Origin of the sequence: Pseudonocardia charpentierae (assembly GCF_031845345.1) — a bacterium.
Lineage (GTDB): Bacteria > Actinomycetota > Actinomycetes > Mycobacteriales > Pseudonocardiaceae > Pseudonocardia > Pseudonocardia charpentierae.
The window spans coordinates 479,367-491,443 of the sequence record NZ_JAVREJ010000002.1 but is presented as its reverse complement, the minus strand read 5'-3'; the positions used below and the strand labels follow the sequence as shown (position 1 = coordinate 491,443).

Sequence of the window (12,077 nt, the reverse complement as noted above, 5' to 3'; positions counted from 1 at the left end):
ATCGGTCAGTCGCCGCACGCCTCCACGGCCGCGACGATGAGCTCGGCGCACGCCTTCAGCGGCACCCGGGTGCTGTCGATCACCAGGTCGTAGTGCTGCGGGCTCGCCGGGTCGGCGCCGTAGAAGTGCCGGACGTAGGTGGTGCGGGCCTTGTCGTTGCGGGCCATGGCGTCGCGCGCGTCGCGCTCGGTCAGCCCCTGCAGGGTCATGGCCTGCCGCACGCGACGGTCCGGGTCGCCGTCGAGCCGGACGTGGAAGGCACCGGGGTGGTCGCGCAGCACGATCGCCGCGGCCCGGCCCAGGATGACCCCGCCCTCCCCCGCGACGGTCTTCCGGATCACTCCCTCGGTGCAGCGGAGGATGGCCGAGTCGGGCAGGAGCGCCGTCCGCGGGTGGTCGGGCCCGATCATCCACTCGGCGGAGAGTGGAGCCGTCGCCGTCAGCAGGCGCGAGAGCCACCCTCCGCACTGCTCGTCGCGGGACAGCGCGTCGTCGAGGGTGATGCCGAGGTCGTTCGCCACGGCCACGGGGACCGCCCGGTCCACGAAGGGCACGCCCAGGCGATCCGCGACCTCGGGGCCGACGAGCGCGCCCCCGGCGCCGTAGGTGGCGGAGATCGTGACGACATGCATCAGCCCGCTCCTGACCCGTGCACGAGACAGTCCTCAAAGGTTAGGGCAACAGCGGTACCTCTCGGGTCCCCGTAACGGGTGACCAGTGCCTGGTTGGGCCACCCGGCTGCCCCTTCGGGCAACCCGCGGTGCCCGGAAGGTCGCGTCCGGGGCGGTACTCCGGCGGCCGCCGCTCGGTCAGGCTCGACGGATGGGCGGGGCGCGGGAGACGCCAAACGCCTCATCGACACAGCGCGACGACGCTCTGGTCGAGGGCAGGCGGAAGGCGGGCGGCGGATCGGGTCGTGCCGCCGCGGTTCCGCCCGGTCTTCTGGCGTTGCAGCGCAGTGCGGGCAACGCGGCGGTGAGCGCGTTGCTGGCGGGGCGAATGCGCTCTTCAGGTGCTGCGTCCGTGAGCGACATCGATGCGGCTCTGCGTGAGGTGCGCCGAGACGAACCGGTGATCGAGACCGTCGAGAAGGGGTTGCAGGCGGCGAAGACCGCCGGGGTGCCGGTCGACCTGGACGGCGCAGCCCAGAAGCCACCGGCGTCGGCGCTCGCGGTCGTCCGGACGGGGTTCGGGCCGGATGCGGTGCCGGCGGCGAAGCCGGTGGCTCCCCCGAAACCGGTACCCGCGGTCAGCCCGGCAGCCAAGGCGGCTGCACCGGCCAAGCGGAGCACGGGTGGGGGCACCGGCGCCGCCCGGAAGAGCGGACCGGCGCCCGGCGCAGCTGCGGCGTCCCTCGCCGCGCCCGTCGCCGCAGATTCTGCGGTGGCCGTCACGACACCGGCCGCGTCGTCGCCCGACAAGTTGCTCGCGCCTCCGGTGCCCCCGCCCGGTGTCCGGCCGACGGGTGATCCGGCGTTCACCCACGTCACCAACGCGGTGAAAGGCATTGCGGCGGCGAAACGGGCGCACCCGGCTGCGGCGTCGAAGGCGAAGGAGGCCCAGGACGCGGCACTCCCTCCGGCCGACGACCTGGCCGGGCAGGCCAAGGCCGCCAAGGTCGACACGATGGATGCCCAGCAGCCCGGAGCGTTCGACAGACAAGCATTCATCGCCGCGGTGAAGGCCGCGATCGAGGCGAAGTCGCCCAAGACGCTCGAGGAGGCCGACGAGTACAAGCAGTCCGGCAAGGCCGGGGAGGTCAAGGGCGAGGTCAAGGGCCTGGTGACGACCGGGAAGGAGGGGCAGGCGCGCGACATCGAGACTGCCACCGACGCCCCGCCGGACCAGTCGAAGGCCGTCGCGAAACCGGTCACGCCGCTGGCCGCCGAACAACCCGGCGCGGCCCCGGCGGTGGCCGCGGCAGGCGCGGCGCCCAAGCCCGCACCGCCCGAGCAGACCAACCTGGCCGCCGGCCCCGCCGAGGCGAACCAGGAGATGGCCCAAGGCGAGGTCACCGAGCAGCAACTGGCGCAGTCCAACGAGCCGCAGTTCCAGGGGGCGCTGGCCGACAAGCAGGCCGCCGCTGCTCACGCTCAGACCGCACCTGCGCAGTTCCGGCAGCAGGAGCAGCAGGTCGTCACCCAGCACAAGGCCGACGCCTCGGCGCAGGCCACCGCCGGGGTCGCCGGGATGCAGTCCAGCAAGGGGGCCGCGCTGGCCGCGCTGGTCGCCGCGAAGGGCGCCACGAAGACCAAGGACGAAGCCAAGCGCGCCGAGGTCACCACGAAGATCCAGGGGATCTTCGCCGCGACCGAGAAGGACGTGAAGGCGATCCTCGACGGGCTCGACCCCAAGGTCGACAAAGCCTTCACCGAGGGGGAGGCCGCGGCTCGTCAGGCGTTCGAGGCTTTCGTCGACGCGAAGATGCGCGCCTACAAGAAGGACCGCTACGGCGGCTGGCTGGGCGGGCTGCGCTGGGCCAAGGACAAGCTGTTCGGGATGCCCGACAAGGTCAACGAGTTCTACGCGGCCGGCCGGGAGCTCTACCTCAAGCAGATGAACGGCGTCATCACCCGGGTCGCCGACATCGTCGGCGGCGACCTGACCAAGGCCAAGCAACGGATCGCGGCAGGCCGCATCGAGATCGCCACCTACGTCAAGAGCCTGCCCGCCGACCTGCAGAAGGTCGGCTCCGAGGCGTCGAAGGAGATCGGCGACAAGTTCGCCCAGCTCGAGAGCGACGTCGACGCCAAGCAGGAGGCGATGGTCGACGCCCTCGCCACGAAGTACACCGAAGCCCGCAAGGGCCTCGACGAGCGGATCGAAGCACTACAGGCGGAGAACAAGGGCCTGGTCGACAAGGCCATCGGCGCGATCAAGGCCGTCATCAACACCATCCGCGAACTCGCCGCGATGCTCAAGAACGTCCTCGCCCGCGCGGCCGGGGTCGTCGGAGACATCATCAAGAACCCGATCGGCTTCCTCGACAACCTCATCGCCGGGGTGAAGGGCGGCATCCTCAAGTTCAAGGACAACATCCTCGACCACCTGCGCAAGGGCTTGATGAGCTGGCTCTTCGGCGCGCTCGCCGAGGCCGGTGTCGAACTGCCCGACAAGTTCGACCTGATGGGCATCGTCAAACTGCTCGCCTCGCTGTTCGGCCTGACCTGGACCAACATCCGCAACCGGCTCGTCCGCCAGATCGGCGAGAAGGCCATGGGTGCCGTCGAGAAGGGCGTCGAGATCTTCTCGCTGCTCCGCACCCAGGGCGTCGCCGGACTGTGGCAGATGCTGGTCGACAAGCTCGGCGACATCAAGGAGATGATCCTCGAACAGGTCAAGGACTTCGTCATCACGAAGATCATCACCGCGGGGATCACCTGGCTGATCGGCCTGCTCAACCCCGCGGCCGCCTTCATCAAGGCCTGCAAGATGATCTACGACGTCGTGATGTTCTTCGTCGACAACGGCAGCCGGATCCTCAAGTTCGTCAACACCGTCATCGACTCGGTCGCCGACATCGTGAAGGGCAACGTGTCCGGCGTCGTCAACAAGATCAACGACGTCCTCGGGCAGATGGTGCCGATCATCATCGGCTTCCTGGCCAGCCTGGTCGGGCTCGGCGGGATCGGTCAGAAGATCCGCTCCATCATCGAGACGCTGCAGAAGCCGGTCACCAAGGCGCTGGACTTCGTCATCAAGACCGGCTTGAAGCTGGCCGGCCCGATCATCCGCGGGATCAAGGGGATCAGCGGGAAGGTCAAGGCCAAGGTGGCCGCCGGGAAGGCGTGGGTGAAGGGGAAGGCCGAGGCGGGCAAGAAGTGGGTGAAAGGCAAGGCAGCAGCAGCCGGCAGCTTCCTGAAGTCGACCTGTGACCGCCTACTCGGCTTCGCCTTCAACACACCTTTCAGCGCCGACGGGAAGCCCCACCGCCTCTTCACCGAGCCCGGTAGCCCCGACGAACTGTATGTGGCATCACAGCCCACACGCCTCGTCGCCGCGTTCTCGCATCTGAAGCCGGCGTCCTTGAAGTCACGCATAATCGAACTGGACGGCCAGTTCCGGTACCGCATGCGCGAGTACCGGGCCCGCATCAAGGCGCTCCAGGACCGAGGTGAAGTGTGGGCGCAGCAGAATCCAAGCGCAGTACACGGCGAGGAGCGCTCGATCGCGGCCGTTCGCGAACAAGCGAGAACCGTCCAGGGCGAGATCGCACAGTTCGCAAAGGACAACCTGAAGGCCGGACAGGGAGCCGGCACCCATGCGCCGGGCATCGCGAACCTCGCGCCCTACGGATCCCAGCTGCGCAGCCTCCATGACTCCGTTCCCGAATGGAAGATGACCGCGGAGCACATCGTCCCGGACGGCTTGCTGCGAGCCACGCTGATGGCGCTCACCCGGATCGGGAGGCGGACCAAGGCGGACACGAGGTACCACGACCAGCCCACAATCACGATCTACCACGCCGCGGGGGCGGGTAAGACCGGCGGCGTGCCGTGGAACGCGACCCGCGGCGGCGACCAGGACCTCATCATTCGCATGCGCAACGTCGTGGGTATGGTCCGGACCCAGGCAGGTGGCGAGTACCAGGGTTTGCGCAAGCCGGCGTCCGGCGACCCTCCGGAGGGCCTGACCCCCAAGCGTTACTGGCGGGTCTACCTGAAGGATCAGTTCGAGCGTCGCGTCGGGCCGTTGTTCGCCAGCCTCGCGGAGAAGGCACTGGGGCGCACGAAGGCGGCCGTGAAGGCGGAACAGGCGGAGGTCGGCGACCGCCGGGGTGTCAATGCTCAAACAAGGCCGAACGACTCCGAACTCGATGCCGCGTACTCCGCACAGAAGGCCCACATGGACGTCGTACTCGCGCAGTATCGAGAAGAGGCCGACTTCGACTGATCGGGTAGTCCGATTTGGGGACGGAGAGACGGCTGGCATCGTCATGGCCGGCGCGTCTCCGGGCATTCCGCTCCGCGGCAGGCGGCTCATGGAGCGGAGGCTTCGCAGAGCGCGTCGCCACCTTGCAGGGGCAATGGCCTCTGCGGCGACTCCACGAGCCCTGTGAGGTCGACCCACCGCCACTCGCTGCACCAGGCTGAAACGCTCCCGTTCATCGGGCGGCATCCGAGCCCCGATCCACCCGGTCACCCGGGTGCTGAAACCCTTGCCGACGAGTTCACTTCGCCGTAACCGCTGCTCCCGAGAGCCGCTCTACAGTCCGGGCCATCCGCGACGACGTTGATCCCTTCATCGGCACCGCCGCGACGTGCCTTCCCCCGTCCGACGGGCTGGCAGCGACGTGGTGGTGGCCCAAGCCGCAGGTCGGCAACACCCATCCGGGCGCCACATCACCGCTCGGCATGGTGTCGGCCTGCGCGTTCTCCGGTGCTTACCCCACCGGCTACGGCCGCTACGGCAAGAACACCGAAGGTGTGCCCGACGAGATGTTCGACGCCGCCCAGGCGTCGGGGTTCACGCACTTCCAGCAGTCGGGTACCGGCGCGATCCGCAAGTATTACAACTACGTGCGGGTCACGCCGATGGTCGCGCCGCTCGACGACCTCGGCGAGTCGTGGGCCCTGCACGACGAGACGGCCTCGCCCGGGTACTACGCCGCCACCCTCGACACGCGGGTGCACTGCGAGATCACGGTGGGCGAGAAGGTCGCCGTGCACCGGTACACGTTCCCCGACACCCGCAGCGCCCGGGTCGTGCTGGACCTGTCGTGCGGCGGGCTCGCCATCGATCACGGCCGCACGGTGCCGCTGCGGGCCCACGTCGAGAGCATGGGGTACGGCCGCGCGCAGGGCACCGTCGTGATGGAGGGCGTGCCGCTCTCGGTGTATCTCGAGGTGCACAGCCCGAACTGGCGGCAGATGCTCTGGTACGACCGCCGACTGATCGAGGGCGGCACGCGACTCGACTTCGACAGCATCCGGCAGACGACGCTGCGTCCCTTCGGCCTGCTGTTCATGGGCCCGGGCCGCCCCGGCCAGCCGGTCGAGGTGCGCATGGGTTTCTCGCTGCGCGGCTGCGAGCAGGCGCGCGAGAACCTGTGGCGCGAGTGCGGCACGTCCGAACCGGTCTTCGACGCGGTCCGCGCCCGGACCGAGACTCGGTGGGACGACCACCTCCACCGCGTCCGGGTGGAGGGCGGCACGCCCGCGCGGCGCACGGTCACGGCGACCGCGCTCTACCACTCGCTGATCAAGCCCTGCTTCGGCGACGACGAGAGCCCGTTCTGGCCGACGGCGGGACCGTTCGCCTTCGACGTCTGCACGATGTGGGACATCTACAAGACGCAGATCCCGCTGCTGATGGCCATCGCGCCGAACCGGGCCGCGGACCTGCTGGAGTCGCTGATCCGGGTCTGCGAGGAGGAGGGCAACTTCCCGATCGGCTACCGGATGGCCCGCGGCGCGGACCGGTTCTTCCGGCAGGCCAGCGCGCTCGCCCACACCGCGCTGGCCGATGCGCACTCCCTCGCGCTCGGTGGCCTGGACTGGAGCTGGGCGCTCGTGCACATGGAGGCCGACCTCCGCCGCATGTACGGCGAAGACTTCATCGAGCACGGCGTGGTGCACCCGATCACGCACACGCTCGACCTCGCCTACGGCCACCACTGCACCGCCCAGGTCGCCCGCGCGCTCGGCGACAAGCGGCTGGCCGACGACTCCGATGCGCGCAGCAGGCTGTGGGTCAACGCCTTCGACCCGGTGACCGGCCTGCTCCGCGACTCGGAGTACTACGAGGGCGGCAAGTGGAACTACTCGTTCCGGCTGCTGCACGACATGCGGGCGCGGATCACGCTGGCCGGCGGCGACGACGCCTTCGTCGACATGCTCGACGCCTTCTTCGGCTTCGGAGCCGGCCCCGTGACCCAGCCGGGCCGCCGCCCGTCCCCCACGGAGATGGTCGCCGGCTACGGGCTCAACCGGTTCGAGGGGTTGAACAACGAGCCGGACATGGAGGCGCCGTGGGCCTACCACTACGCCGGTCGCCCGGACCGCACCGCGGAGATCGTGAACTCCGCGCTGACCTGGCAGTTCGGCACCGGCACGGGAGGGCTGCCGGGCAACGACGACTCGGGCGGCCTCAGCGCGTGGTACGTCTGGGCGTCGCTCGGGCTGTTCCCCGTCGCCGGGCAGAGCCTGTTCCTCGTCAACGCCCCCGCCTTCGCCCGCTCGACCCTTCGGGTGGACGGCGGCGAGTTCGTCGTCGAGACCACCGGGCACCGCGAGGCGCCGGTCGGTGCGGACGGGATCGAGAAGACACCTCCTGTTCAGTACGTGCAGGCCGCGACGTTGAACGGACGTCCACTCGAATCCACCCACCTGCGTGCGGCCGACGTCCACAATGGCGGCGTCCTGCACCTCGAGCTCGGCCCGGAACCGTCGCCCTGGGGGCGCTCGGCCCGGCCGCCGTCCCTGTCCGACGCTCGCACGGGAGGTGCGACGCCATGACGCACACCCAGCACACCCAGCACACCCAGCATCCGCACCGCAGGCTCGTCATCGTCGTCCGGGCGGACCCGGTGATCTGTGGCCACTCCGGCGAGGCGCGCAACCTCGCCGAGGTCGCCCTGACGAGAGGCTTCGACGACGTCCGGCTCCTGACGTGGCCGATCGCGGCGCTGCAGGCCGCCGGACTGCCGCTCAAGCCGCTCGACCGTCTCCAGCCCTACAGCCCCGGGATCACGGTCGAGCGCCCCGAGCCCGTCGGCGACTACCGGGTGCCGGACGGGCGCCTTCTGGCCGGGCTCACCGGGCGGCTGGTCGAGTTGCTGTCCGAACCGGTGCCGACCACCTGCCTCGCCATGTACCTGGTGCCGCACGCGAACGTCGTGATCGACGCCGTGCGCTCGGCCCGCGACGCGGGCTTCGCCCCCGACGTCCACACGATCGCCAAGGCGGTGGGGTCGGACATCACGAACGTGGTGCAGAACTGCCTGCGTGAAGGGCGCTTCGGCGCCGCGGCGTTCCTCTTGACGACGTTCCTGGCGCACGACGAGGTCGTGGCGGTCTCCGACTTCACCCGCGACGAGATCGTCCTCGCTGCCGAGGCCGTCGACCTGCACTGCGGCACGCGGTTCGCCGCCGAGTGCGACAGGCGGGTGACCGTCAGCTATCCGCCGATCGACACCTCCGCCTACCTCGAGGTCGACGCGGCGGCCGTGGACGCCGCGCTCGCCCGCCGGGGCCTGGAGCGCGACGGCTACGTGCTGTTCCTCTCGCGGGTCACGAAGGCGAAGGGCGTCCACGACCTCATCGAGGCCTATGCCGCGTCACGCGCGCGCGACCGGGTCGAGCTCGTGATCGCGGGCACCGGCACGGCGCTCGCGGAGGCCCGCGCGCTGGCGGCGAGCCAGCCCGGGCTGGTGGACCGCGTCGTCTTCCTCACCGATGTCGACGACGACGAGAAGCCGCTGCTCATGCACGGCTGCGCGACCTACGCCCTGCCCACCAAGCCGGAGCCCGACTTCGTCGAGACGTTCGGCATCGCGCTGGCCGAGAAACTGCTGACCGGCGGCGGTCCGGTGATCACGACACTGACCGGCGGGACGGGCGAGGCGGTCGGCGACACGGCCGTGATCGTCGAGGCCGGCAACGTCGCCGCCCTGGCCGACGCCCTGGACCGGGTGGTGCTCGAGATGTCCGAGCACGAGCGGCGCTCCCTCGAACGGCGCGGCCGCGAGCACGCCCTGGCCTTCGACCGCGTCAGGGTCTTCGACGATCTCTTCTGTCCGGGCCCCGGAACCGCGGCCATCGTCCCCGTGGAACTGCCCGATGAGCAGGCCGTCTGAGGGGTCCTGCGAGGTGCGTCACTACTGCTTGCAACTGCTAGCAGTGCTGCGTAGTTTAGTTATCAGAACACCAACGCAGCCGCCCTACGGAAGGACCACCGAGATGACCGCCCCCACCGACCAGCTCACCGACATCACCAAGCGCAGCCAGGAGGCGGTCACCACCGCCGTCCGCAACTGGACCGACGCCGTCCAGTCGCTCTCCGGCAACCAGCCGGCGCTGCCCGACGCGCACGCGCTCGTCAACACCTACTTCGACTTCGCCGAGAAGGCCCTCTCCGTGCAGCGTGAGGCCGTCCAGCAGGTCGTCTCCGCCGGTCTGAAGGCCACCGAGGCCGTCAAGGACCAGGCTTCGAAGGTCACCGCGCAGGTCTGACCCTCTCCCTCGCAACGCCCCCGACCTCGTCCGGATTCCGCCGGCCGAGGTCGAGGCATGTCCGGGGCCGGCCGCCCGGCCGTCACACGGCGAGGAACGCGTGGTGTGCGGTGTCGCTGAACAAGACGAACCGGACCAGCGCCACGCTCGTGCTGGTGGCGCGCACCGTCTCGACGGCGATCCGCGCGGCGTCGTCCATCGGCCAGCGGTACACACCGGCCGACACCGCCGGGAAGGCGACGCTCGCGGCGCCGAGCTCGTCGGCGACCCGCAACGACTCCCGGTAGCAGGATTCGAGCAACGCCGAGCGGTCGTCGCGCTTCGACCACACCGGGCCGACGGTGTGGATCACCCATCGCGCCGGGAGCCGCCCGGCCGTGGTGGCGACCGCCTGGCCGGCCGGCAGCCCGTCGCGGTAGCGGCCGGCCCGCAGCTCGCGGCACTCGGCGAGGATTTCCGGACCGCCCCGGCGGTGGATCGCGCCGTCGACCCCGCCACCGCCGAGGAGCGACGAGTTGGCGGCGTTGACGACGGCGTCGACGTGCTGCTCGGTGATGTCGCCCCGTACGAACTCGATGTCCATCGCGACACCTCATCACGGTCGTGGGACGTGCGGAGCTATCGTGCCCGGCATGTCGAAGCGCTCCCGGCGGCCCCGCTCGGCGCGGCCGAAGCAGCGAGCAGCGAAAACGCGCAGACCACAGCGCCGGCAGGAGCCGGACCTGCTCGAGCAGATTGCCACCACACTCGACGACGACGATCCGCTCGGCCTGCTCGGACTGGCGAGCGCGTTGCTGGCCGCGGTGGATCCCCGCTCGCACAACCCGTTCCAGAAGACACCCGACGGACCGACCCGCGACGAGTTCGTCGAGTCGTTCCTCGCCGTACCGCTTCCCGAGACCAGCGCACTGCTCGCAGCTGTGGCGGGCGTGTCGGGCGACGACCTGCTCCGCCGCCGGGTCGCCCGCGAGATCGCGAATCGCGCCCACCCGCTACCGGGCTGGCTCGTCGGCCTGCCACACGCGGCCGCGGCATCGGAGGCCGTCCAGGTCACCCACGTGCTCGGTGATGCGGATGACGTCCTCGTCGCCGCCACCCTGCCCGGGGGCCGGGCCCTCACCGCCGTTGTCCTCATCGAGCACAATCTCGGCTCCATCGTGAAGGACGCCTTCGTACTGGACGAACCGCTCGACGACGTGGTCGACGCCGTCCGGGCCGCCTCGGGAAACGATCCCGACATGCGTGCCCGGCCTCTGGCGCCGGCCGACGCGAAGGTGCGGATCATCGAGGCCGTCGAGCGGGGCGCGATGACGTTGCCGCCCGTCGAGACCGACACGTGGCCCGCCTGCCGTCCGCTCGTCGAGTGGATGGTCGCACTACTGCCGGACGGCGGGACGGGCTACGACCGGCCGGAGTGGGACGACGACGCGGTCGCCGACCTGGCGCAGCGCTTCCGGGCGTCGCCGTTCGGGGCAGAGGTCGAGGTCGCGGGCGATCTGCTGTCGTCCCTGCTGTGGTTCGGTACCGACTACGGCCCGGGCGACCCGATGCGCTGGAGCGCCGTCGCAGCGGAGATCCTCCTGCTCGACTGGATCCCCCGCAAGATCATGGCGGATGTCGAGTACCTGAAGAGCGCGCCGGACCTGCTGCGGGCGTTCATCCGGTTCTGCCACCACGAGCGCGGAATCCGCTCCGGCCTCACGGACGAGACCATTGCCGCGATCGACGAATTCGAGCCCGAGTACCAGCGGCTCATCCGTTCCGATCGACTGCAGGGGCCCGAGGCGTTGCTGGCCGCCATGGGCATCGTCGGCGACGACGATCCGGACGAGTCACTGAGCGAGATCATGCTCGACAGCCTCCGTCGCGTGGTCGGCGGCGCGGCGGCGCTCGACTCGGTCGATGCGGAGCCGCTGCCGGACGAGCCGTTCGCGTGGGAGTCGATCCCGCCGGACGTGCACGGCCGTGTCGGCGAGGTACTCGATCTCGTGGAGCGCTGCTGCACCGATCTGCTCGACGAGCAGTACCGGACGGCATGTCGCCGACTGCTCGCGGACGCGGCCGCGGGTGACCCCGAGATCTTCCGGCGTCGAGGCCGCGCGAACACCGCCGCCGCGGCGGTCTGTTGGATCGTCGGGAAGACCAACTCGTTGTTCGACCACATGCGGGTCGAGCCGAAGCTGCAGGTCAAGCAGCTGGCCCAGTACTTCGGGCTGCCGGGGTCCAGCGTGTCGCAGCGCAGCGGACCGCTGCTGCGGGCGATCGGGATCGATCCGCACGGGCAGTACGGCAGGATGGACCTGGGAACACCGCGCTACCTGACCCGGCAGCGGCGCGAACAGATCATGGCGGACCGCGACCGGTACCGGGCGATGGCGGACTGACGAGTCGCAGCCACTCGCCCTACCACGCGTGAAAGGCGCGCCATTGCTGTTCGATCATGTGTCGACAGCGATGGCGCGCCTTTCACCGGTCCCGGTCACCCAGATGGTGCGCCCGTGGGGCGCGAGGGCGGTCGCAGCATGTCGGCGGACGTCGCCCTCGGATCGAGATGCGGGTGGCGGGGACAGCCCCGATGCGATCGATCGACCTCCGCGGCTCGCAGGTTCAGGTCACTCCCACAGGCACTCGTCGGGCGGTGCGCGCTGCCGCGCGCGTCGTCGTCGCGCCCCGGCCGCGTCGTACCACGGGCTGGAGCGGCGACGCCCTGCGCTGGTGCGCGGTGCGGACGGGAGCCGGGTGGCCGGAGCACACCGTGCCGGCGGAGGCGTGCGGTCCGGCCCGTCGGACGGCGGCGGGTAGTTCGCCGCCACGATCGCCTCGAACTCGAGCGCCAGCAGATCGGGATCGGCGAGGACGTCGTCGATGAGACACGAACTGACCACGGTCACACTCCTGCGCAAC

Annotated in this window: 8 protein-coding genes; 5 read left to right on the top strand and 3 right to left on the bottom strand. The window is 70.2% G+C overall.

Annotated features, from left to right (window positions below; genetic code table 11):
* Window positions 1-5: 5 nt before the first annotated feature.
* Window positions 6-632, bottom strand: coding sequence for a cytidylate kinase-like family protein (locus RM445_RS05350; RefSeq protein ID WP_311554883.1), 627 nt, complete (start codon window positions 630-632; stop codon window positions 6-8).
* Window positions 633-1,023: 391 nt separating this feature from the next.
* Between RM445_RS05350 and RM445_RS05345 the strand changes: the two genes are divergently transcribed.
* The 4 genes from RM445_RS05345 to RM445_RS05330 all read left to right on the top strand — a co-directional run bounded on the left by RM445_RS05345 (window position 1,024) and on the right by RM445_RS05330 (window position 9,173).
* On the top strand, window positions 1,024-4,893 hold the full coding sequence (locus RM445_RS05345; RefSeq protein WP_311554882.1) for a phage tail protein: 3,870 nt from the start codon (window positions 1,024-1,026) through the stop codon (window positions 4,891-4,893).
* A gap of 326 nt (window positions 4,894-5,219) precedes the next feature.
* Window positions 5,220-7,457, top strand: coding sequence for a glycoside hydrolase domain-containing protein (locus RM445_RS05340; RefSeq protein ID WP_311554928.1), 2,238 nt, complete (start codon window positions 5,220-5,222; stop codon window positions 7,455-7,457).
* Window positions 7,454-8,797: a glycosyltransferase gene (locus RM445_RS05335; protein WP_311554881.1), complete on the top strand. Its 1,344-nt coding sequence runs from the start codon at window positions 7,454-7,456 to the stop codon at window positions 8,795-8,797. Before RM445_RS05340 ends, RM445_RS05335 begins: the two co-directional genes overlap by 4 nt.
* Before the next feature lie 103 nt (window positions 8,798-8,900).
* The gene (locus RM445_RS05330) at window positions 8,901-9,173 is read left to right on the top strand and encodes a hypothetical protein (protein WP_311554880.1); all 273 of its coding nucleotides are present in this window, start codon (window positions 8,901-8,903) and stop codon (window positions 9,171-9,173) included.
* 82 nt (window positions 9,174-9,255) lie between these two features.
* Here the strand turns inward: RM445_RS05330 and RM445_RS05325 are convergent, their stop codons facing one another.
* Window positions 9,256-9,756 (bottom strand): O-acetyl-ADP-ribose deacetylase, encoded by a 501-nt coding sequence (locus RM445_RS05325; RefSeq protein ID WP_311554879.1) that lies wholly within the window; start codon window positions 9,754-9,756, stop codon window positions 9,256-9,258.
* A 49-nt stretch (window positions 9,757-9,805) separates the two neighbouring features.
* Between RM445_RS05325 and RM445_RS05320 the strand changes: the two genes are divergently transcribed.
* Window positions 9,806-11,557, top strand: a complete 1,752-nt coding sequence (locus RM445_RS05320; RefSeq protein WP_311554878.1) for a DUF6398 domain-containing protein — start codon at window positions 9,806-9,808, stop codon at window positions 11,555-11,557.
* A gap of 228 nt (window positions 11,558-11,785) precedes the next feature.
* Here the strand turns inward: RM445_RS05320 and RM445_RS05315 are convergent, their stop codons facing one another.
* Entirely contained in the window at window positions 11,786-12,058 is a 273-nt protein-coding gene (locus RM445_RS05315; RefSeq protein WP_311554877.1) for a hypothetical protein, read from the bottom strand.
* Window positions 12,059-12,077: the final 19 nt, after the last annotated feature.